The organism is Salinisphaera orenii subsp. orenii MK-B5 (assembly GCF_003788635.1).
GTDB lineage: Bacteria > Pseudomonadota > Gammaproteobacteria > Nevskiales > Salinisphaeraceae > Salinisphaera > Salinisphaera orenii.
Genome location: NZ_AYKH01000019.1, coordinates 1 through 20,179 on the forward strand (window position 1 = coordinate 1; position 20,179 = coordinate 20,179).

20 protein-coding genes are annotated in these 20,179 nt (G+C 70.1%); 7 read left to right on the plus strand and 13 right to left on the minus strand.

Annotated elements, in window-relative coordinates; all coding sequences use genetic code 11:
- The 5 genes from SAOR_RS10000 to SAOR_RS17210 all read right to left on the minus strand — a co-directional run.
- On the minus strand, window positions 1–411 hold a 411-nt coding region (locus tag SAOR_RS10000; RefSeq protein WP_148077377.1), incomplete at its 3' end, for a hypothetical protein.
- Between the two features lie 235 nt (window positions 412–646).
- Window positions 647–1,987, minus strand: a complete 1,341-nt coding sequence (locus tag SAOR_RS10005) for an ATP-binding protein (protein ID WP_123631299.1) — start codon at window positions 1,985–1,987, stop codon at window positions 647–649.
- The gene (locus SAOR_RS10010; protein ID WP_123631300.1) at window positions 1,987–2,694 is read right to left on the minus strand and encodes a response regulator transcription factor; all 708 of its coding nucleotides are present in this window, start codon (window positions 2,692–2,694) and stop codon (window positions 1,987–1,989) included. The genes SAOR_RS10005 and SAOR_RS10010 overlap by 1 nt, the downstream gene beginning before the upstream one ends.
- A gap of 35 nt (window positions 2,695–2,729) precedes the next feature.
- The gene (locus tag SAOR_RS10015; RefSeq protein ID WP_123631301.1) at window positions 2,730–3,083 is read right to left on the minus strand and encodes a PepSY domain-containing protein; all 354 of its coding nucleotides are present in this window, start codon (window positions 3,081–3,083) and stop codon (window positions 2,730–2,732) included.
- A gap of 8 nt (window positions 3,084–3,091) precedes the next feature.
- Window positions 3,092–3,472: a glycine zipper 2TM domain-containing protein gene (locus tag SAOR_RS17210; RefSeq protein WP_123631302.1), complete on the minus strand. Its 381-nt coding sequence runs from the start codon at window positions 3,470–3,472 to the stop codon at window positions 3,092–3,094.
- Between the two features lie 14 nt (window positions 3,473–3,486).
- On the opposite strand from SAOR_RS17210, the gene SAOR_RS10025 reads away from it, so the two are divergent.
- On the plus strand, window positions 3,487–4,038 hold the full coding sequence (locus tag SAOR_RS10025) for a hypothetical protein (RefSeq protein ID WP_123631303.1): 552 nt from the start codon (window positions 3,487–3,489) through the stop codon (window positions 4,036–4,038).
- 1 nt (window position 4,039) lies between these two features.
- Here SAOR_RS10025 and SAOR_RS10030 read toward each other — a convergent pair whose 3' ends face one another.
- Window positions 4,040–5,116 (minus strand): DUF3080 family protein, encoded by a 1,077-nt coding sequence (locus tag SAOR_RS10030; RefSeq protein ID WP_185015633.1) that lies wholly within the window; start codon window positions 5,114–5,116, stop codon window positions 4,040–4,042.
- Window positions 5,117–5,189: 73 nt separating this feature from the next.
- Here SAOR_RS10030 and SAOR_RS16930 point away from each other — a divergent pair, with 73 nt between their 5' ends.
- Window positions 5,190–6,500 carry a sigma 54-interacting transcriptional regulator gene (locus SAOR_RS16930; protein ID WP_221179946.1) on the plus strand — a complete coding sequence of 437 codons (1,311 nt, stop codon included), beginning with the start codon at window positions 5,190–5,192 and terminating at the stop codon, window positions 6,498–6,500.
- A gap of 320 nt (window positions 6,501–6,820) precedes the next feature.
- Window positions 6,821–8,164 (plus strand): NADH:flavin oxidoreductase/NADH oxidase family protein, encoded by a 1,344-nt coding sequence (locus SAOR_RS10040; protein ID WP_123631305.1) that lies wholly within the window; start codon window positions 6,821–6,823, stop codon window positions 8,162–8,164.
- Window positions 8,165–8,468: 304 nt separating this feature from the next.
- Here SAOR_RS10040 and SAOR_RS10045 read toward each other — a convergent pair whose 3' ends face one another.
- A complete protein-coding gene (locus SAOR_RS10045; RefSeq protein ID WP_123631306.1) occupies window positions 8,469–8,795 on the minus strand; it encodes a hypothetical protein in 327 nt (108 codons plus the stop codon).
- Between the two features lie 2 nt (window positions 8,796–8,797).
- A complete protein-coding gene (locus tag SAOR_RS16815) occupies window positions 8,798–9,454 on the minus strand; it encodes a BON domain-containing protein (RefSeq protein ID WP_185015634.1) in 657 nt (218 codons plus the stop codon).
- A gap of 541 nt (window positions 9,455–9,995) precedes the next feature.
- Here SAOR_RS16815 and dusB point away from each other — a divergent pair.
- Complete coding sequence (gene dusB / locus SAOR_RS10055) at window positions 9,996–10,982, plus strand: tRNA dihydrouridine synthase DusB (RefSeq protein WP_123631308.1); 987 nt, start codon at window positions 9,996–9,998, stop codon at window positions 10,980–10,982.
- Window positions 10,983–10,989: 7 nt separating this feature from the next.
- Here the strand turns inward: dusB and SAOR_RS10060 are convergent, their stop codons facing one another.
- Entirely contained in the window at window positions 10,990–11,541 is a 552-nt protein-coding gene (locus SAOR_RS10060) for a YIP1 family protein (protein WP_123631309.1), read from the minus strand.
- Between the two features lie 135 nt (window positions 11,542–11,676).
- Here SAOR_RS10060 and SAOR_RS10065 point away from each other — a divergent pair, with 135 nt between their 5' ends.
- Together SAOR_RS10065 and SAOR_RS10070 are read left to right on the plus strand one after the other, a co-directional pair.
- Window positions 11,677–12,588, plus strand: a complete 912-nt coding sequence (locus SAOR_RS10065; protein WP_185015635.1) for a lipid kinase — start codon at window positions 11,677–11,679, stop codon at window positions 12,586–12,588.
- 26 nt (window positions 12,589–12,614) lie between these two features.
- Window positions 12,615–14,822, plus strand: a complete 2,208-nt coding sequence (locus tag SAOR_RS10070; RefSeq protein WP_185015636.1) for an acetyl-CoA hydrolase/transferase C-terminal domain-containing protein — start codon at window positions 12,615–12,617, stop codon at window positions 14,820–14,822.
- Between the two features lie 10 nt (window positions 14,823–14,832).
- Here the strand turns inward: SAOR_RS10070 and SAOR_RS10075 are convergent, their stop codons facing one another.
- A complete protein-coding gene (locus SAOR_RS10075; RefSeq protein WP_221177875.1) occupies window positions 14,833–15,891 on the minus strand; it encodes a DUF5924 family protein in 1,059 nt (352 codons plus the stop codon).
- A 217-nt stretch (window positions 15,892–16,108) separates the two neighbouring features.
- Between SAOR_RS10075 and lipA the strand changes: the two genes are divergently transcribed.
- Window positions 16,109–17,104 carry a lipoyl synthase gene (gene lipA, locus SAOR_RS10080; RefSeq protein ID WP_123590748.1) on the plus strand — a complete coding sequence of 332 codons (996 nt, stop codon included), beginning with the start codon at window positions 16,109–16,111 and terminating at the stop codon, window positions 17,102–17,104.
- 258 nt (window positions 17,105–17,362) lie between these two features.
- Here the strand turns inward: lipA and budC are convergent, their stop codons facing one another.
- The 3 genes from budC to SAOR_RS10095 all read right to left on the minus strand — a co-directional run bounded on the left by budC (window position 17,363) and on the right by SAOR_RS10095 (window position 19,956).
- Window positions 17,363–18,127, minus strand: a complete 765-nt coding sequence (gene budC / locus SAOR_RS10085; protein WP_123631312.1) for a meso-2,3-butanediol dehydrogenase — start codon at window positions 18,125–18,127, stop codon at window positions 17,363–17,365.
- Between the two features lie 125 nt (window positions 18,128–18,252).
- On the minus strand, window positions 18,253–19,089 hold the full coding sequence (locus SAOR_RS10090) for an SAM-dependent methyltransferase (RefSeq protein ID WP_123631313.1): 837 nt from the start codon (window positions 19,087–19,089) through the stop codon (window positions 18,253–18,255).
- A 12-nt stretch (window positions 19,090–19,101) separates the two neighbouring features.
- Window positions 19,102–19,956, minus strand: coding sequence for a glycine/sarcosine N-methyltransferase (locus SAOR_RS10095; protein WP_123631314.1), 855 nt, complete (start codon window positions 19,954–19,956; stop codon window positions 19,102–19,104).
- Between the last annotated feature and the right edge of the window lie 223 nt (window positions 19,957–20,179).

The following is a 20,179-nucleotide window of genomic DNA, read 5'->3' on the forward strand; positions in this document are numbered from 1 at the left end:
ATGCGAGAACGCCATGGCGATGAACGGGCGGGCGCTTTCCAGCACCTCGTGCTCGTGCAGCTGCCGATGGGCGGTCTCCAGCGCGGCCAGGCACTGGCCGATGGCGTCGCCCGGCATCTCGGCCTGCTGGAAGACCATGACGCAGGCGCCGGTGGCCGCGTTGTCCAGCACCTCGGCGTCCTTGACGCGCTCCGGATGGTCCGCGCCGTAGCGCTCGGCCAGATGCGAAATCATCTCCACGAGCGCGAGCATGGCCGGCATGTCGTCGTGCAGGGTGGGGTGGCCGCGCTTGGCGGCGATGTCGGCGGCCACCTGCAGCGCCGGGCCCACGACGCGGTGGTAGGCCTCGGCGTCCAGCGCCTCCGGATCGAGTTTCTCGGGATCCAGCCGTCGGGAATCGGATACGCTCATGGCTTGCGTTTCGCTCGCTCGGGGAATGGCGCGCCGGGGCAGTCGCAACGGCGCATGGCGTCGAGTATAGAACACGGGTCCAGCGGTCTGCGCCGGGCCGACGAGAATGCTCTGCGGTGCGGCCCCACCCGGGTGGCGTTGACACCCGCGTCCGGGGCCGCCGAGGCGCCGCGGCCGAGTCGGGCCCGGACGCGGGCGGGACGCGCCTCGCTGCCGGCCGATCCGCGTCCCGCCGCTAGGCGGCCGGGATGAGCGCGCGCACGCGGGCCCCGCCGTCCTCGTTGCGTTCGAGCTCGATCTCGCCGGTGTAGGAACGCACGATCTCGGCGGCCACGGCCAGACCGAGGCCCTGGCCCTCGCGCGAGGCATCGGCGCGCACGCCGCGCTCCAGCAGCCGCTCGGTCTCGCCATCGCCGAAACCGTCACCGTCGTCGTCCACGCACAGCGCCAGATCGCCGTCGCGCTCGCGTGCGGACACGCGGACCGTGCCGCCGCCGTACTTGGCCGCGTTGTCCATCAGGTTGCCGAGCAGCTCGGTGAGGTCACCCTCGTCGATGGGTGCCCGCAGCCCCGCCGGCACGTCCACGTCGAAGCGGGTGCCCTGCTCGGCGTAGACCTTGGTCAGCGCGCGGGCGAGTTTCTCGGCGGCCGGCGCGATCGCGATCGGGGCCGCCAGGCTGCGTTTGCCCGCGGCGGCGGCTTTCTGCAGCTGATAGTCGAGGATGTCGTTCATCCGCGCGAGCTGGTTGCGCAGCGGCGCGCGGTGGGCCGCGGGCAGCTGCTCGTCCTCGGCCAGGCCGCGCAGGATCGCCATCGGCGTCTTCAGGCTGTGGGCGAGATCGCCCAGGGCATTGCGGTAGCGCGTCAGCCGGGCCTGATCGTTGGAGAGCATGGTGTTGAGGTTGCTCACCAGCGGCTGGATCTCGTCCGGATAGCGGCCCTCGATGCGGCGCTTCTCGTCCGACTGCAGGCTGACCAGATTGCGGGCGAGCCGGCGCAGCGGCGCCAGCCCCCAGCGCAGGATCAGCAGCTCCACCAGCAGCAGCATCAGGGCGGCGACGCTGAGCACGGTCCACAGCATGCCGCGAAAGCGCTGCATCTGCTTGGCGAAGGAATCGGCGTTCTCGGCCACGATCAGGGTGTAGCGATAGTCTTTGCCGGCGTCGGTCACCCAGCGAAAACCGAAGGCCAGGGTGATCAGGCGAGCGTCGTCGCGCTCGACCCGGGTGAAGCGCCATTCGCCGACCTCCGGCCAGCGCTCGAGATCGATCGTGCCCAGCAGCGACGGCGAACGCCAGACCGGCTCGTTGTCCTCGTCGAGGACCAGGGCGTACAGGCCCGAGTCCGGGCGCGACAGGTCCGACTCGGGCAGCACCCGCGGCGCCAGCCGGAAGCCGCCATCCGCGGTGATTTCGGCGCTGCCCAGCAGGGCGTAGCTCAGCCCCTGCAGGCGGTCGCGTTCGGCCTGATCGGCGCGTTCGCTCACCGCCGCCTCCAGCGCCACGCCGGTGAGCACGATGAAGGCCAGCAGGAGTACCGCGGTGGCGGCCAGCAGCCGCGCCCGCAGCGAATTCATCACTGGGGAGCGTCGTTGGCCGGTGCGGGACTGCGTTCGTTGCGGGCGAGGCGATAGCCGCGGCCACGCAGCGTCTCGATGGGTCTGCGCTGGCCGTCGGGGTCGAGCTTGGCCCGCAGCCGACGCACGAACACCTCGATGACGTTGGAGTCGCGCTCGGCGTTCTCCTCGTAGATGTGTTCGGTGAGCGCGGTCTTGGACACGACTTCGCCGGCGTGGAGCATCAGATGCTCGAGCACCCGGTACTCATAGGCCGTGAGTTCGACCGTCTCGCCGCCCACGAAGACCTCCTGACGCGCGGTGTCGAGCACGATGTCGCCGGACTCGAGCCGCGGCTGGGCCCAGCCGCGCGAACGCCGGACCAGTGCCTGGATCCGGGCGATCAGTTCCTCGGGCTGAAACGGCTTGACCACATAGTCGTCGGCGCCGGTCTCCAGCCCCTCGACCTTGTCCTGCCATCGGCTGCGGGCTGTGAGGATGAGGATCGGATAGTCCAGGCCCGCCTCGCGCACCTCGCGAATGATGTCGAGCCCGGTCGGCCCGGGCAGGCCGAGATCGATGATGGCGATGTCGACGGGATATTCGCGGGCGTAGAACAGTCCTTCGTCGCCCTCGCCGGTGGCGTCCACCGCGAACCCCTCCGCGCGGAGCTGGTTGCAGACCTGCTCCCGCAGGTCGACGTCGTCCTCGATCACCAGTGCGCGCATTCGCCGTACTCTCGTCTCAAGCCTTGTGCGGCTGCCTAGTGGCGGGCCTCGACGTGCACCACCCGCACGCGGCCGCCGTCCAGCAGTTTGACCCGATAATACGGGCCGCCGGGACCGTCTTCCAGCACCACGTTGAGCACCCGGCCGCCGTATTCACGCGAGGCGCGCCGCCCGGCCTCGGCCGGCGCCACGTTGGGTTCGGGCCGTTCCGATTCGCCATTCTCGCCGCCCGGCTGGCCGCTCGGACCGGCCGCTTCCGCCAGCGAGGAGCGCAGTCCGCTTTCGCCCAGACCGGCAAACGTGCTCGGCGCGATGCAGGCACACGCGATGACCGCGAGAGCCGGCCCGAAGCGGGGCCTCCTGCGTCGGATGGGGGCGGCTGTGGTCACGGCACCGCCTAGTAGCCCCGCGATGCGGGGTCGCCCTGGCGCTGCACACAGTCCTGCAGACGGTTGTTTTCCATGCGCTGGGCGTTCCAGGCGCCCGCCGCCGCGCCCGCGGCGACGCCCGCGCCCGTGGCGAGATCCCGCCCGGAGCCGCTGCCGAACTGGTTACCGAGCAGGCCGCCGGCGAGGCCGCCGATCACGCCCTGGCCGACTTGGCTGGTGGCGCCCTTGACCGCCACGTTGCGCTCGTCGTCGGCGTGGTAGCAGTCGTAGCGCCCTCCGGGTACGGCCTGAAAGATCGGGTCGACCTGGGGCTCCGGGTTCGACGCGCACGCGGTGAGTACGCCGGCGCCTGAAAGCAAAGCGATGATGGCGAGACGTGGTGCCTGCATCGTGACCCCCGCTGGTGAAGATTGCCAAAAATAGGCGCGAGGCGCTGAACGTTGCCTTAATTGTGCGACGACCGCGCCGAATCTCGCGTTCACAGGGCGTTCAGACCCGATACGGGTACAGTCGTGTCCTCGACGCTTGCGAGATCAGCCGGAGGTCGCGAATGGGTCATCGGATACGCCGCGCCGCAGCGGGATGGGCCATCGCGGTGCTGGCCGCAGGCACGGCGCCGGCGGCCGACAACGCCGCGGTGGTCATCCACGAGTATGACCATCGGAGCACGCCGTGGGGCGATTATCGCAGCGAGCGGCACACCCGGGTCTTCGGCCCGGAAAGCGGCTTCCGCTACGAGGAGTACCGCACCCGGTCGCGCCATCCTCGCTCGCTCGCGCCGGCCGCCGCGCATCGGCACGGTCGTGTGATCGAGCGTTTCGGCCCTGGCCATCGGCGCGCCGCACCCGCGTCTCGGCGGGCACGCGCGGTCGCCGGGCGCTCGCGCCCCGGCTTCGACGTCCGGCGCGCGCGATTGGGCCGGCCGAACGGGCGATCGAGCCGGGCGAACGCCTGATTCAGCTCGAGGGTCCGCGCGACGCGCGCTGACCCGCCGGGGCGGCGCCGGGCATCAGGCCGCACTGGCCGAGCGCGGCCTGCCAGACGGCGGTATGGGCGTCGATGGCGGCGTCGAGCCGCGTCCAGGCCGTGTCTTTGCCTGTCAGCGTGGCCCGGACATAGCGGGCGAATGGCGGCGGTATCGTCACGTGCTGGGCCGCGATCAGCGAGCCGACGGCGCGCCGCCAGTCGCGCCCGGCGCGCACCAGTGTCGACAGATAAGGCTGGACGCGCTGGCCGTAGATCTCCAGCAGAACGGTCTGCAGTACGCGGGCGCGTCGATTTGGACGCTGCTCGAAGCACAGTGGTCGCCGCGCCAGGCGGGCCTCGAGCATGCGGGTGGCGCGTTCGAGCGCCCCGGTGGCGGCGTGCGCCGCCTGCAGCAGAGCGCCGCCGTGCTCGCTGGATTCGAGCGTTCGGTAGTAGTCGCCGAGGCGATCCGCGTCCAGCGGCCGGGCTGCGCTCAGCGCTTCGCCGGCGCCGGCTAGCCCTGCCAGGGCGCGCCGCGTCGGGCCGCCGGCGGTGTGCGGGTCGAGCCCGTTCGCCTCGCCGGCGAGGCTGAACAGGCCGATGAGCGCGTCATCGGCGAAGGTGGCGTTCCAGAACACGGCCGGGAGGCTCGCGCGTTTGCGGGCGATCAGGGCGTTCAGGCGCGCGTGCAGTGCCGTGTCGGCGTCGATCTCGGTGCGGCAGCGCTGGAGGCCGCCCAGCAGGCGCGACTCGTAGGCCAGCCGCCGCTGCGGCGGCGCCACCCGGCCGAGAATGCTGTTGCGCTTGGAGATCAGGTTGACGAGGCCGCAGCGGCGCAGTTCGAACAGACCGATCCAGCCCGTACGCGGCGTGTCCACGATTCGCGTCAAGGCGCGCTTGGCGGGATAGGCTGCCGGCGGCGGCGCCTGGGCCGGCGGCACTGCGGTATCCAGGACCCGGGCCAGTCGGGCCAGATAATCGTCGAATCGGGCACGCGGGGTGTCGGCCGCGCTGCAGCCGCCGATAAGGAGGATGAGGATCAGCGCACACAGCCGCGACCAGCACACGGCGGCGCGCGAGGGGCCGGCGGAGGGCTTACCGGTCGCCCGAGGTGTGCGCCCACAGGGAAGAGGCACAGGCATGTTCGGCAAACGCAGCCCGCAACGGGCCGAGGCGACGGATCGCAACAGCATCCGGGCGCGCGTGAGCGTGCACCTGGCCGCACCGCTGGCCGAGAGCCAGGCCCTGCGCGATCGCATCGCCGATGCGGTCGTGCCGCTGACCAGCGAGGTGATCTCGGACGCGGGCAGGCGGCTGCCGGCCTCGGATGCGGTCTTCGCGCTGTTTCCCGAGCCGGAGGCGCTCACGCGGCTGGCCGAGGCGGTGCGCGAGCAGCGCGCCGCGCGCGGCGACGGCTGGCCGGTACTGATCGTGGGCCTGTCGCCGGACCGGCTGACCGAATTCGGCGGCTGGCTCGCGGACGCCGCGCCGGCGGATCTCGTGCAGGGGCTGCGGCTGATCGTCGAGCGTGATCCGGAACGGATCGTCGCGCAGCTGCCGGGCCGTCTCGAAGCGGTGGTCGAACCCAATGTCATCGCCATGCCGGTCTCGACCGAGGTCGACAACCGCGAATACAAGTACTTCTATTGTCTCAGTCCCGAGCTGCGCGGTCTGCTGGCGCATCTGCAGGAACTCGCCGAGAACAACATCTCGCGCATCTACCTGCTCGGCGGGCCGGGGGCGGGCAAGACCTCTCTGGCCTACTACTATTTTCTGGCGCGGACCCGCGGCAACTTCGTCACCGTCAACCTCACCGCCGAGGCCACCGACGACAAGGCGGCGATGAAGTCGCTGCTCTGCGGCCATGTCTCCGGCGCCTTTCCGGGCGCGGGCTCGCGCACCGGCGCGTTTTCACACGCCCGCGACGGCGTGTGCTTTCTGGACGAGTCGCACGGCGTGTCCGGCTCGGTGATGGAGGTGCTCATGGAAGCGCTGGACTCGAACCAGTATCTGCCCTACGGCGCCTCGGCCAAGCGGCCGCTGGACTGCGCCGTGGTGTTCGCCTCGAACCGCAGCTGGGATACGCTCATCGCGTCGGTGAACATGGACGAGCACGCCCGGCTGGGCGCGATGATCCTGCATCTGCCCGATCTCGCGGTGCGGCGCGAGGACCTGATCGCGGTGCTGGCGACCACGCTCGACGGCATGCGCCGGCGTGCGACCACCTGGGTGGCCCCCGCAGGCCTGTCGCAGGCGGCCTGGCAGGCGATCGGCGACTGCCCGTGGCGGGGCAATACGCGCGCGCTCATCCGCGTGATCGAGACCGCGTTCGTGACCGCCGCGAGCCGGCGCGCGCCGCTGATCGAGCGCGATGCCGTCGACGAGGCGATGGCCATCTGGGAGCCCGAAACCCATGCCAGCCACGCGCTTTACACCAGCGGTGGCCGCTAGGCGCCCTTATCCTAGGAACTACGGGGCCGCGCCTCTCGTTGGTGTCGCTTGCGCGTCGTGTCATCGCACGGCCGCTGCCGGGCGTTGCGAGCGGCCGCAGCATCTGCCTCGAAGTGAAAAACGCCGCGCCCGGCTCATGCCCGCGCCCTAGCGCCTCGGCGTGGCACGCGGCGGTCCTTGCGCACGGCCGTGGCGACGCGCTCGCCGCCCGCGCTGGCCTGATGGGCCTGCCGGCCCGGCAATCGCCTCGGCGCGTGCGCGTCGCCGGTCGGCACACCAGCCCGGCCACGCGCGGCCGACAGTCGCGGTATGCTGATCGCATGACCGCGCCGGACGAATCCGTCACCGCCGCTTCCGCCGCGACCGCGACGCTGGCCCGGCCGCTGACGCTGCCCTGCGGCCAGGTCCTGCCCAATCGCATCGCCAAGGCGGCGATGACGGAAGGCCTGGCGGATGCCCGCATGAACGCCACGCCGGCGCACGAACGCCTCTACCGGCGCTGGTCGCACGGCGGCGCCGGTCTGCTGATCACCGGCAACGTCCAGATCGATCGCTGGGATCTCGAACGGCCGGGCAACGTCGTCATCGACGGCGCCGCGGATCGTGCGGCGCTGGCGCGCTGGGCCAGCGCCGGCACGGCCGGTGGCAGTCAGATCTGGATGCAGCTCTCGCACGCGGGGCGGCAGGCGCCGTTCTACTGCTCGCCGACGCCGGTGGCGCCCTCGGCGCGGCGGCTGCGGCTCTTGGGCGCCTACCGCACGCCGAGCGAGCTGACCGTAGCGGGTATCGAACAGATCGTCGAACGCTTCGCGGCGGCGGCGCGTCTGGCATGGGAGACCGGTTTCACCGGCGTGCAGATCCACGCCGCGCACGGCTATCTGTTGAGCGAGTTCCTGTCGCCCGCGGTCAATCGCCGCCGCGACGACTACGGCGGTTCGCTGGCCAATCGCGCGCGCCTGCTGCTCGCGGTGGTGCGCGCAGTGCGTCGGGCGGTGGGCCCCGGTTTCGCCGTGGCCGTCAAGCTCAATTCCGCGGACTTCCAGAAGGGCGGTTTCGACGACGCCGACTGCGTGCAGGTAGTGCACTGGCTCAACGAGCTGGCCGTCGATCTGATCGAGATCTCCGGCGGCAGCTACGAACAGCCGCGCCTGCTCGGGCACGAGGGCGACGCCGATCGGGCCGAGGCGCCGCGTGCGAGCACCCGGGCACGCGAGGCCTATTTTCTCGAGTATGCGGCGCGGGTCCGCCGGGCCGCGCGCATGCCGGTGATGGTGACCGGCGGTTTTCGCAGCCGGGACGCGATGGCCGCGGCGATCGACGAGGACGGGGTGGATGTGATCGGTCTCGGCCGGCCGCTGTGCGTGGACCCGTTCTTCGTCGCACGGCTTTTCGAGGGCACCACCGAGGCCGCCGCCGATCCGGGGGCGGAACTCGCCTACGGCCGCGGCGTGCTCGGCCCGCGTTCGGGAATCACGGCACTACGCTTCATCAACATCTTCTCGCAGATGGGCTGGTACTACGTCCAGTTGTTCCGGCTCGGCCGCGGCGCCGAACCGCACTGGCGTCTGCCGCTCTGGCGCGGGCTGCTCGGCCACGTGGCCGCGGAACTGCGCAGCGCCCGGGTGATCCGCGCCTTCCAGAAACAGGCGGCGCAGCTGCGTTAGGGCCTTTCGACACGTCATGCAAGTCCGCGCTGGGCGCTACCTGAAAAGCGCCTATGGGCGGCAACATAAGGCGCCGTGCGCGTCGCACAGTCGTTCTTCGCCAGCGTGCGACAGCGCTGGATTGCCGCAAAAAAGCGCGCGTCCCTCCAGGTGGGGCCGCCCACGAACAATCGACCGGGGGCGCGCCGCGGCGTTGCCCGTCTGGATCGTGGCACGCGACGACGGGTGACTCGCGCCTTGCCGCACACGAAGTGCGGTCTCCAAGGCGGCGCTCGTGTGACGAGGCCTTAGTACAGTCGTCGCCTCAGGCGAAGATCGCCACGCCGAGCAGCACGATGCCCGCGGCATTGATCAGGCCGTGGCCGGCGACCACCAGCCGGGGCGGGGCACGCTCGCGCCAGACGAGCCCGAACAGCACGGCGCCGGCGGCGAAGCCGATGGCCAGCAGGCCGAAGGCGGTCCATACCAGCGTCTGGCCGTGCATGAGCGCGCCGATCAACAGCACCAGAAGGCCGAGTCCGGCGATGCCGCCGTGGGCGGTGCGCACCGCCGGCGCGGCGACGTCGAGCACGGCCATGGCGAGGCCGCCGGTGGCGGCCACGAGCAGCAGCACGAATGCCAGCGCGAGCATGCCTAGCTCTTGCCGCCGTCGGAGCCGCCGCCGTTGCTGCCGCCGTTGCTGCCGCCGTTGCTGCCGCCGTTGCTGCCGCCGGAGCCGTCAGCATTCGAGCCGCCGTCGTTCGAATCGCCGCCGTCCGCCTTGCCCTCGGAGGATTTCTCAGAAGGCGCGGACTCGCTGTCGCGAACCTCCATCGAATCGACGACGTCCTTCACGCCGGGCTGTGATCGGGCGCTCTCCAGAGCCGCCTTGCGGGTCTCTTCGTCCGGCACGTTGCCGCCTAGCGTCACCACGCGATCGGTCACGCCGACGGAGATCGCGGCCTCCTCGAACTGATCCTCGTCGAGCAGTTCACGCTGGATCTTGCGGAACAGCACTTCGTCGGTGACCGTCTTGTCGACCTTCTGCGACGCTTCGTCGACCTTCTGGCGCGCGGCCTGCAGCTCGGCCTCCGCCTCGTTCAGGTTCGAGCGCAGCTCGGCGAGCTCCTCCTTCTTGGCCTCCAGCGCCTCCTGTGCCTCGTTTCGGGCCTCGCGGGCCTCCTCCAGGTTCGTGGTGGCGTCCTCGTACTGTTCCTGCGGATCGGGCGAGCAGGCCGTGATCGCCGTGGCGGCGGCGATGAGCGCGGCGGCGAACGTCAGAGGGCGCGCGATGGACTGAATCGTGGGCATGGGGTTCCTTAACCGGGTCGTTGCTCGAAAAATAACACGTTTCCACGCGCGTTCATCGGCGTGCGGCACGGGTCGGGCCCAGGCGGTGATACCCGCCGGCCGTCGCCGGTGTCGCGTCATGACATCGGCATGACGGACAGGCGGACAGGGGCCGCGCCGATCGCTTCGACTGCGACGGCAGGCAGGCGCCGATGTCGCCACGCCGATCGGGCGCGCATCGCGAACAGCGCCGCTACGCATCGGGCACGGCGCCGTCATGCCAATGCCGCGCCGGTGACCGCACATCGGGTCGGGATGCAGGGTGGCCGGCGTTGGCGCCACGATCGAGACCTGCACAACGACAGGGCACCCGTGGTGAATCGCGCATGGGCGGGCCAAGCGCTGGGGTCGTGCGCGTGACATGAACGAGGGGCGGCAGTCCCGTCTCGCCGCGGGCGGGCGCGATAGCGGCTGCGCGACGCGCTCGAGGTCTCGTCCTGCCGGACGACGGCGCCCGGCGCGGGCTCGCATGTCGCCTCGGCAGGCCCTAGAATCGCGCGCCATGGAAATCGCCGGCCACGCATTCGACAACGGACTCGCCTGCGCGCCGATGGCGGGCGTCACCGACCGCGTCTTCCGGAGTCTGTGCCGGAGTCTGGGCGCGACCGCGACCACGGCGGAAATGGTATCGGCCCGACCGGAACTGCGCGCCACCCGCAAGTCGCGCCTGCGGCTCGATTTCGGCGGCCAGCCGGCACCGCGCATCGTGCAGATCGCCGGCGGCGATGCCGCCGATCTGGCGCAGGCCGCGCGGGTCAATGCGGATGCCGGGGCCGACATCATCGACATCAACATGGGCTGTCCGGCGAAGAAGGTCTGCCGCAAGGCCGCGGGGTCGGCGCTGATGGCCGACGTCGATCATGTCGCGCGGATTCTCGACGCCGTGGTGGCCGCCAGCCCGGTTCCGGTCACGCTGAAGATGCGCACGGGCGTGAGCGCCGACCGGATCAACGCGGTAACCATCGCCCGCCGGGCACAGCGCGCCGGCATCGCCGCACTCGCGGTGCACGGCCGTACGCGCGACCAGCACTATCGCGGTCGGGCGGAATACGCCACGATCGCCGCGGTCAAGGCCGCGGTCACGATTCCGGTCTGGGCCAACGGCGACATCGATTCGCCGGCCGCGGCCGAAGCCGTGCTCGCGGCGACCGGCGCCGACGGGCTGATGATCGGCCGCGCGGCCTGCCGGCGACCCTGGCTGTTCCGCGAAATCGCGGTGGCGCGCGCGACCGGTCGGCCCGCGCCGCCGCTGTCGCTGGCCGACGAGCGCGAGATCGTGCTCGGGCTCGTCGAGCAGCTGCACGATTTCTACGGCGAGGACCAGGGCCTGCGGGTGGCGCGCAAGCACATCGGCTGGCTGTGCGAGCGCCGGCCGCCCCGGCCGGCGCTGTACATGGACCTGATGGCCGCGGCGAGCGGCGCGCGCCAGCTGCGGCTGCTGGCGCGCTACTTCGAGGCCGCGGCCGACATGCCGGCGGCCGCGGCCTGACGCCCGCTCAGGCCGCCGGTGCCGGCGTGGGGCCGCCCATGCCGAAGCCGGCGGCGCTGCCGATCAGGGCGATGATGAGCAGCTGCACGACCCAGCCGATCACACAGACCCCCACGGCCCGCCAGGTGCTCTTGTAGTCCAGCGCCTGGCGCACGGCGACCACGGTGGTCGCGAGCATCCAGACCGCGACGACCAGCATCACCAGCGGCCCGATCAGCGGGATGAAGGCGAACACGCGCAGCACGCCCGGTGCGGCGGCGAAGCCCAGCGTGCGCAGGAGCTGGCCGATGTCGGCCTCGGTCTGGGCCTCCGGCAGCAGCTTGGTGCCCACGGCCCAGATGATGGCGGCCCAGATCACCCAGCCGAGCAGGGCGGCGAGGCCGGTGAGCAGCAGTGCGGCGATCCCGCCCTGGGCCATGGCGCCCACGCCCGCGGCCAGCGCGCTGAGGGCGACGACGCCGGCGGCCTGGCCGGTCGCGGACTTGTCGTGCTCGACCTCCTCGTAGGTCGGTACATCCAGGCGCGCGGCGCCCAGCATCCGTTGGAAAAAGCTCTGCATGGCCGGTGGCTCCTGTGGTGGTTCGGCAACGGCGCCGAGCGTGACGCAACTCGGCCCCGCTGGCCAATCCGGCCGCCTGCGGATTGCGCCGCATCGGGGTCGCACTTACGCTAGCCTCACCTTATACCGTCGCCGGTGATCGTTCTGCGCGCGCTACTGCTGATCAATCGTGAATCCCGACAGGGTGAGGCCAACGCCCAGGCCGCGCTCGACGTGCTCGGGGATCTGGACGTGGACGTCGTGCTGGGGCGTTTCGAGCAACCCGACGACGCGCCCGCGGAGATCGACGCCCATGCGGCCGAGGTGGATGTGATCGTGCTTGGCGGCGGCGACGGCACCATCAACCTCGCCTCGGCGGCGGTCATGCGCGCCGGGCGGCCGATGGCGGTGCTGCCCCTGGGCACGGCCAACGACTTCGCGCGCACGCTGCTGATTCCCACGGTGCTCGAGGCGGCCTGTCGTAACGTCGTCGAGGGCGTGAGCCATCGGGTGGATCTGGGCCAGTGCAACGACGTGTACTTCGTCAACGTGGCCAGCATCGGCCTGGCGGTGCGCGCCTGCGAGTATCGCTCCGACGCGGCGAAGAAATGGTTCGGCTCCTTCGGCTACGCCTCCAACGTGTTCTCGGCCTACCGCGACACCGAACCGTTCGACGCCGAGATCCGGCGCGGCGACGAGGTGCATCGCCTGCGCTCCATCCAGATCGCTATCGGCAACGGCCGCTATTTCGGCGGCGGACTGGCGGTCTCCAGCGACGCCGCCTTGGATGACGGTCGGCTCGATCTCTACAGCCTGGAGCCGGCCTCGTTCGGCCAGCTCGTCGGCATGCTGCCGTCGCTGGTGCGCGGCCCGGACAAGTACGTCCAGGGCGTGCAGATGTTCGAGGGCACGACCTTCCACGTCGACACCGGCCGGCCGATGCCGATCAACACCGACGGCGAGCTGCTCACCGAGACGCCGGCGACCTTCCGGGTGCTCCCGCGCGCGCTGGAGGTGAAGGTGCCGCGCGAATACATCGAGCGCTACGGCCGCGACGACGCCGCCTGATGCACGGCGGCGGTCCGGACAGCGTCATGGCCGAGCGACCGCAGCGATTCAGCGACCCGGAGGCCGTCATCGACTGGCTGCTGGCCACCGTCGGCCGTGACCTGCGGGTGGGCGCGCCGCTCGGGCTGGGCAAGGCGGCGACGCTGATGAACGCGCTCTACGCCCGGGCGAAGGCCGATCCGGGCATCCGCCTGACCTTCATCACCGCGCTCTCGCTGGACGTGCCGCAGGCCGACGGCGAGCTCGAGCGGCGGCTGATGGCGCCGATCGTGGAGCGCGTGTTCGAGGACTATCCGGGGCTGGCCTATCTGCGCGATCTCCGGGCCGGCCGCCTGCCGGCCAACGTCACCGTCTCGGAGTTCTTCTTCCAGCCCGGGGCGTTGCTCGGCAACGGCCACGCCCAGCGCCACTATCGTTCGGTCAACTACACCCACGTGGCGCGCGACCTGATGGACGCCGGCGTCAATGTGCTCATGCAGATGGTGGCGCCGGGGCGCCATGCCGGCGAGTTCTCGCTGTCCTCCAACACCGACGTCACGCTCGATCTGCTGCCGGCGATCGAGTCGGCGCGGGCCCGGGGCGAGCCGCCGGTCGTGGTCGCCCAGCTCAACGCGCGCATGCCGACGATGACCCGCAGCGCGCTCGTGGACGCGACCCTGGCCGACGCCCTGTTCGCGGGCGATGCCGCCGATTTCAAGCCGTTCGGCGCCCCGGCCGCGCCGGTGGCCGAGGCCGACTACGCGATCGCCCTGCGGGTGAGCACGCTGCTGGCCGATGGCGGCACCCTGCAGATCGGCATCGGCTCGCTGTCGGACGCCATCGCCCATGTCTGCGATTTGCGCCAGAATCACAACGCCCGCTATCACGACGTCATCGCCGCGATGCATCGCGGCCCCGCCGAGCGCGGCCTGAGCGCGGCGATCGGCGGCCTCGCGCCGTTCGTGCGCGGGCTGTATGGCTGCACCGAGATGCTGGTCGAGGCCTATCTCCAGCTCCACCGCGCGGGCGTGATCCGGCGCCCGGTCTACGACGACATCGCGCTGCAGACCGCGATCGACGCCGGCGAGATCGGCGAGCGGGTGACGCCGGCGACGCTGACCGCCCTGCGCGAACGCGGCGCGATACCCGCCGTCCTGGCGGTTTCGGACGTGGCCTATCTCCAGCGCTTCGGCGTGTTTCACGAGCGCGTCACGCTCCATGGCCGCGCGCTCGACGCCGGCGACGACGGACCGCCGATCGCCGCGGATCTGGACGACGCCGGCGCCCGGGCGGCGATCGAATCGCGCTGTCTGGGCGAGCGGCTCGCGGGGGCGACGCTGGTCCACGGCGGTTTCTTCCTCGGCCCGAGTCGTTTCTATCAGGCCCTGCACGCGCTGGATGACGAGACCCGCGACCTGTTCCACATGACCAGCGTGGGCCGGATCAATCAGCTCTACGGCGACGAGGCCCTGCGGCGGGTCCAGCGGCGCGGCGCGCGCTTCGTGAACACCGGGATCAAGGTCACCCTCGGCGGGGCGGTGGCCTCCGACGGCCTCGCCGACGGCCAGGTGCTCTCCGGGGTGGGCGGGCAGTACAACTTCGTTGCCCAGGCCCACGAACTCGAGGGCGGGCGCTCGATCATCTGCGTGCGCGCGGTACGGGCCGGGTCCGACGGGCCGGAATCGAACATCGTCGCCCACTACGCCCACACCACGATACCGCGCCATCTGCGCGACATCGTGGTCACGGAATACGGGGTCGCCGATCTGCGCGGCCGCACCGACGAGCAGGTCGCCATTGCCCTGATCGAGATCGCGGACGCCCGTTTCCAGGAGCCGCTGCGCCGCGCCGCCGTGAAGGCCGGCAAGCTGACGCCCGACTACCGTGTGCCCGCCCGGGCGCGGGACAACACGCCCGCGGCCATCGGCCGAACGCTGGCGGGCCACAAGGCCGAAGGCCGGTTCCCGGCCTATCCCTACGGCAGCGATTTCACCGAGATCGAGCGCACGCTCACCGGGGCGTTGAAAGGGCTGCGCGGCGGTTTTTCGACGCGCCGGCTGCTGCGGCTGGCGCGCCATGCCCGGCGGCTGACCCGGCTGCCCGCCGCGGCGCGCCCGTATCTGGCGCGTATGGAGCTGGCGGCGCCGCGCGGCTGGCGCGAGGCGCTCTACGCGCGGCTGGTCGTGCTGGCGCTGCTCGACGCCGGGGCGATCACGGCCGAGGCGGACGAAGGGCGCTCGCGGAACGAGGCCTGAGACCCGGCCGTCATTCCACGGTGAAGCGCCGTGCGCCGATGAGCTGGCCGTCGTCGGTGACCACGTTCACCCGCCAGCGACCGCTGGCGTCGTCGCCGAAGACCGTCTTGTGGCTCCAGGCGCGATAGCCGGCCTCGCGGCCGCCGACGATCTCCAGCGGAATGCGATCGACCACCTCGCCGTCGTGCGACCAGACGTGGAATATCTGTTGATGCAGGCCGCGCGGCGCCTTGATCGCCGAGAAGGCGTACAGGCCGTCGCCCTGCAGATCGTCGGTCGCGAAGCTGTCGCGGCTGCGGCCCGGCTCGCGTTCCGCGGTGTCCATCTGCAGGGTGATGGCGAAATCGGTGGCGCGCAGCGTGGCCGGCGGGATCCAGTAGCGGCCGAACCACGTGAGCGCGCCGAGTGCGAGCGACAGCGCCGCCAGCAGAAACCAGCGCCACCAGTGCCCGGCCTGCAGGGCATCGTTGAAGCTCGGCAGCGCGCAGACCGCCATCGCCGCGGAGGCGATGGCCACGCTCTCGCCGGTGGTCAGCGACAGCATGATCGGCCCCGCGGTCAGCAGCGCGGCAAACAGGGTGAAGCCGTGAAAACCCAGAAACAGCCAGCGCCGGCCGGCGATGGCGTTGAGATACAGCGGATCGAGCGTGGACGCCGCGGCGGCGGCGATCAGCAGCCCCGTGAACACGGCCTGCCCGCTCAGCCAGGTCGTGGTGGCCAGAAAGAACGGGAGCACGAAGAACAGCGTTTCCTGGTGCAGGCACTGGGCGGCGAAGCGTACCGCGGCCTGCGGGATGCGCTCGCCGAAAAAACGCGCCAGCAGCCGACAGAGCAGGCCCTCGAACAGCAGCGCCAGCCAGCCCAGCAGCATGAGTGCGGTCACCCACTGCGCGAGCTGGGCCTGACGTTCGACGAGAAAGAAGCTGCCCGCCCCCATGGCGAACGAGGCCAGCGGCACCAGCCGCCGATAGCGATAGGCCAGGCGCCCGAGCCGGCTGTCGGTCAGTCGTGCGACAAGCCGCTCGGCGGCCTGGGGCGGGGCATGCTCGCCGCTTGAGGTGGTGGCCACGTGCGTCATCGGCTCCGGTGAATGCGGGGCGCCGTCACGGCGCGCGGCGAATCATAGCAGCGCGGCGCCTGTACGCCGGCTGACCGTCGCCCGGGGCTTGCAAGCGCCGTTGCCGGCCGCATGTCGATGCCACGGGCGCGGGCCGGCAGAGCCGGTACCCGGTGTTATGATTGGGCCCATCGATCAGGCGGTGGCGCCACCGACGGACGACGTAATCATGAGCGACTTCAAGGGCATACCCGTGGTCACGGGCAGCAAGGTGAGCAAGCCCAACGGCACGCGTGCGATCAAGAACGGAATGAAGGCCAGCAAGCAGGCGGCCGCAGTGCCGATCGGACGCAAGCCCGACTGGCTGCGGGCGCGGCTGCCCACCGGCGAGGGCTACAACGAGGTCAAGCGCAACGTGCGCAAGCACCGTCTGGCCACGGTCTGCGAAGAGTCGATGTGCCCGAACATCGGCGAGTGCTGGAGCCATGGCACCGCGACCATCATGATCATGGGCGACACCTGCACCCGCGCCTGCAAGTTCTGCGCGGTGGACACCGGCAATCCGCACGGTTGGCTCGATGCCGACGAACCCGAGCACTGCGCGGATTCCGCCGAGATCATGGGCCTGAAGTACATCGTGATCACCTCGGTGGACCGCGACGACCTGCCCGACGGCGGCGCGCAGCACTACGCCGACTGCGTGGCCGCGATCAAGCGCCGCTGCCCGGAGACGAAGGTCGAGGCGCTCACGCCCGACTTCTCCGGTCGCATGGCGGACGTGGACACCGTGGTCGATTCCGGGCTCGAGGTCTTCGCCCAGAACGTGGAGACGGTGGAACGGCTCACCCATGTGGTGCGCGATGCCCGTGCCGGCTATCGCCAGACCCTGGACGTGCTCGCCCACGCCAAGCAGCACAATCCGTCCGTCCTGACCAAGACCAGCGTCATGCTGGGCCTCGGCGAGACCGAAGACGAGATCGCGCAGGTGCTCGACGACCTCGCCGCCGTGGGCGTGGATATCGTCACCTTCGGCCAGTATCTGCGCCCGACTGTGAACCACCTGCCGGTCGAGCGCTACGTGCCGCCGGACGACTTCAAGAAGTATCGCCAGTGGGGCCTGGCGCGCGGCTTTCTGGAGGTCGTCTCTGGCCCGCTGGTGCGCAGTTCCTACCGCGCGGATCGGGTGTTCGACCAGAACAACGCCGGGCTCGACCAGACCGCCTGAAGCGAGCGCACCCCGGCGAGGACCGAAGGCCCCGGGTCATCCCGGGGCCTTTTCAGTGCAGACGTGCCGTCCGCGGCGTCTCTCCTCTGCATCGCGTGGCCCCGCACTGGCGGCCTCCAGGTACCACGACACGGCACGCCTCGGGTCATGATGTGACAGCAAGCCGGCGCCGGCACGGTCGCCGCCGGCGCCACCTGCCGGGGAGCTCGATGACGGACGGCGACACGGCTCGCGCCGTCAGAGGCCCAAAGCCCCTGATCACCCCATGTTCGGCTGGCCGTTGGAGGCCATCAGGCCACCGTCCACCGGCAGGTTCACGCCACTCACGAAGCGCGCATCGTCGCTGGCCAGAAAGGCGATCGCGCTGGCGACATCGGCCGGTTCGGCGCCCACACCCAGCGGCATGCGCTTGGCGAACCGGTCCAGCAGGTGATTCTTCTCGAACACGCCGCTGGCCATGTCGGTGCGGGTTAGACTCGGGCATACCGCATTCACGCGCACGCCGTCGCGACCGTGGTCCAGTGCCAGGGCTCGGGTGAAGTTGGTCACCGCGCCCTTGCTCGCGTTGTAGACACTCATCCCCCAGTCGCCGCCGATGCCGGAGACGGACGAGGTATTGACGATATTGCCTTTCGAAGCGATGAGATGCGGTAGCGCCGCGCGGCAGCAATGGAAGACGCCGTCCACGTTGATGCCCATGATCTGACGCCACGTGTCGTCGTCCGTATCGGTGATCGCGCCGACAGTGGCCTTGCCCGCGTTGTTGACGAGGATATCGAGTCGGCCGTGATCGGCGATCACGCGCTCGAACAGCGCGTTCACCGCATTCGCATCGGCGACGTCGGCCGGGATCACCGTCGTGCGTTCGGCCGGCAGCTCGGCGGCGACGGCGTCGAGCTTGTCCTGTGTGCGGCCCACCAGCACGAGTGTGGCGCCCTCGTCCGAGAGCCGGCGCGCGGTCGCCGCACCGATGCCGGAACCGGCGCCCGTGATCAGCGCGACCTTGTCCTTGAAGCGTTCCATAAAATCTTCCGCTGGTGAAACAATCCACAAAAAAAGCCGCGGCGAATGCCGCGGCTTTCGATGCTGCAACGAACAGCTGGCCGATGGGTCGGGCGGACCCGAGCCCGACCGCCACGGCCGCGTGGTTACTGCTTGTCGAAGATCATGATGCCCCAGGACAGGTGACCGGCGTTGCCGGCGTCGACCCAGTGCTGGAGGCCGTTCTTCATGTTGGTGATGTAATCGTTGGAGATCGCCGAGTCCCGGAGTTCTTCCTCGCGGGATTCGAGCGTCTCGCGGATACCACCGTAGTGCCGCGGCACCTGATGCGTATGGTCCTCGAACTCGCGCAGCCGAAACCCGCGCTTCTCCAGCTCGCGCTGATAGAAGCCGGGCGAGCCCATGGTCTCGAGCTGGATCCGATCCAGCACCGGCTGCAGCACGTCGGGCGGGCAGTCGTCGTGCTGCATCGGGTCGGTGAAGATGAAGATGCCGCCAGGCTTGAGGACCCGGGCCACTTCCTCGAGCACGCGGATCCGATCGCCCGAATGCAGCATCGCGTCTTGCGACCAGACGATATCGAAGGTGCCGGCGTCGTAGGGCACGTTCTCGAAGTCGCCGTCGACGATGGTCACCAGCTTGTCGAGACCGCGGTCGGCGTTCTGCCGCCGGCCGCGCTCGTTCTGCACTTCGGACAGGTTAAGCGAGACCACCTCGGCGCCGTAGTGCTCGGCCATGAACCGGGCCGAGCCGCCGTAGCCGCCGCCGATGTCCAGCACGCGGGCGCCCTTGAGATCGTCGCCGAGCTTTTCGCACATGCGGGCCACGGTGCGGTTGCTGGCCTCGATCACCGGCTCGCTCTCGGACTGGTAGAGTCCGATGTGGATGTCCTCGCCGCCCCACAGGCGCGAGTAGAAGTTCTCGGCGTCGTCGCTGTTGTAGTAGGCCTGCGCCGTCTTGACTGCGTCGGAATACTGAGTCATTTCGCTGTCCTCCTATTCCTTGTCAGCGTCCCGGTCTTCATCGGCCTCGCGGTAGGACTTCTCCGCCACGTGGATGAAGAAATCGGGCTCGTCTTCCTTGAAGCTGCTCTGGAAGTCGCCGTAGGTGGTCACCGCCTGGAAGCCGACCTGGTGCATCAGATCATGCACGTAGTTCTTGCGCAGCGGGAACATGTTGAGGTGATAGACCTCGTCGCCCGGGAACTCGTAGCGGAACCGCGCGAGACCCTCGTCGACGTGCTCGGGCGAGGCCGAGACGTTCTCGCCGCAGTAGTAGTACTTGTGCCCCGGCTTGGACTTGCCGTCGAGCAGCGCGTCGTAGTTGCGCTGGTCGAGGATCAGAATGCCGTCGTGATTGAGCATCGAGTAGAACTCGGCGAGCGTGCGCCGGCGGTCGTGCTCGTTGAAGATGTGCGTGAAGGAGTTGCCGAGACACACGATGGCGTCGTAGCGGCCCACCAGGTCCCGCGACAGCCAGCGCCAGTCCGCGTGGACGGTCGACAGGATCATGCCGTGCTGGCGCGCGTTCTCGAACGCCTTGGCTAGCATCTGCGGGCTGCCGTCGACGCTGGCGACTTCAAAGCCGGCCTTGAGCAGCTGCACCGAATGGAAACCCGTACCGGCTGCTGCATCGATGACCGATTCGCAGCCGTACTTCTTCAGAATGTCGACGAAGAAGCTGCCTTCGCTTTTGGCGCGGCCTTCCCAGTCGATGAGTTCGTCCCAGCGCTCGACAAAGTCGTAGACGTACTCGTGCTGGTAGTGGTCGGTCTCGCGAACCTCGGTGGGGTCGCCGCCGAAATCCTGTTGCTTCTGAAAGACCGGATCCTTTTCAGCGGAGCTATCCATAGGCATTACTCTCCCTCGATACGCCGGCACGGAGATTCCGCGGGGCGCACTGATTCATGCAAGTGAGTCATTACCGTATGAAGGCTGGTACGGGACTGCAATCGCCATAGCGCTAACATCGCGCCGTGCGGACGCCATATGGGGGCGATTTCGGATGCGGGCCATTCAGCGTGTAACGCCGATGAGTACTGCGCTAGCGGCCGATCGGGCCGGCGCTATCACG

What these genes read in the sequence shown, in the direction of transcription:
- SAOR_RS10005 (WP_123631299.1), bottom strand. Translation starts at nt 1,987, where the DNA reads ATGAATTCGCTGCGGGCGCGGCTGCTGGCCGCCACCGCGGTACTCCTG.
- SAOR_RS10010 (WP_123631300.1), bottom strand. Translation starts at nt 2,694, where the DNA reads ATGCGCGCACTGGTGATCGAGGACGACGTCGACCTGCGGGAGCAGGTC.
- SAOR_RS17210 (WP_123631302.1), bottom strand. Translation starts at nt 3,472, where the DNA reads ATGCAGGCACCACGTCTCGCCATCATCGCTTTGCTTTCAGGCGCCGGC.
- SAOR_RS16930 (WP_221179946.1), top strand. Translation starts at nt 5,190, where the DNA reads ATGTTCGGCAAACGCAGCCCGCAACGGGCCGAGGCGACGGATCGCAAC.
- SAOR_RS10040 (WP_123631305.1), top strand. Translation starts at nt 6,821, where the DNA reads ATGACCGCGCCGGACGAATCCGTCACCGCCGCTTCCGCCGCGACCGCG.
- SAOR_RS10045 (WP_123631306.1), bottom strand. Translation starts at nt 8,795, where the DNA reads ATGCTCGCGCTGGCATTCGTGCTGCTGCTCGTGGCCGCCACCGGCGGC.
- SAOR_RS16815 (WP_185015634.1), bottom strand. Translation starts at nt 9,454, where the DNA reads ATGCCCACGATTCAGTCCATCGCGCGCCCTCTGACGTTCGCCGCCGCG.
- dusB (WP_123631308.1), top strand. Translation starts at nt 9,996, where the DNA reads ATGGAAATCGCCGGCCACGCATTCGACAACGGACTCGCCTGCGCGCCG.
- SAOR_RS10060 (WP_123631309.1), bottom strand. Translation starts at nt 11,541, where the DNA reads ATGCAGAGCTTTTTCCAACGGATGCTGGGCGCCGCGCGCCTGGATGTA.
- SAOR_RS10070 (WP_185015636.1), top strand. Translation starts at nt 12,615, where the DNA reads ATGGCCGAGCGACCGCAGCGATTCAGCGACCCGGAGGCCGTCATCGAC.
- lipA (WP_123590748.1), top strand. Translation starts at nt 16,109, where the DNA reads ATGAGCGACTTCAAGGGCATACCCGTGGTCACGGGCAGCAAGGTGAGC.
- budC (WP_123631312.1), bottom strand. Translation starts at nt 18,127, where the DNA reads ATGGAACGCTTCAAGGACAAGGTCGCGCTGATCACGGGCGCCGGTTCC.
- SAOR_RS10090 (WP_123631313.1), bottom strand. Translation starts at nt 19,089, where the DNA reads ATGACTCAGTATTCCGACGCAGTCAAGACGGCGCAGGCCTACTACAAC.
- SAOR_RS10095 (WP_123631314.1), bottom strand. Translation starts at nt 19,956, where the DNA reads ATGGATAGCTCCGCTGAAAAGGATCCGGTCTTTCAGAAGCAACAGGAT.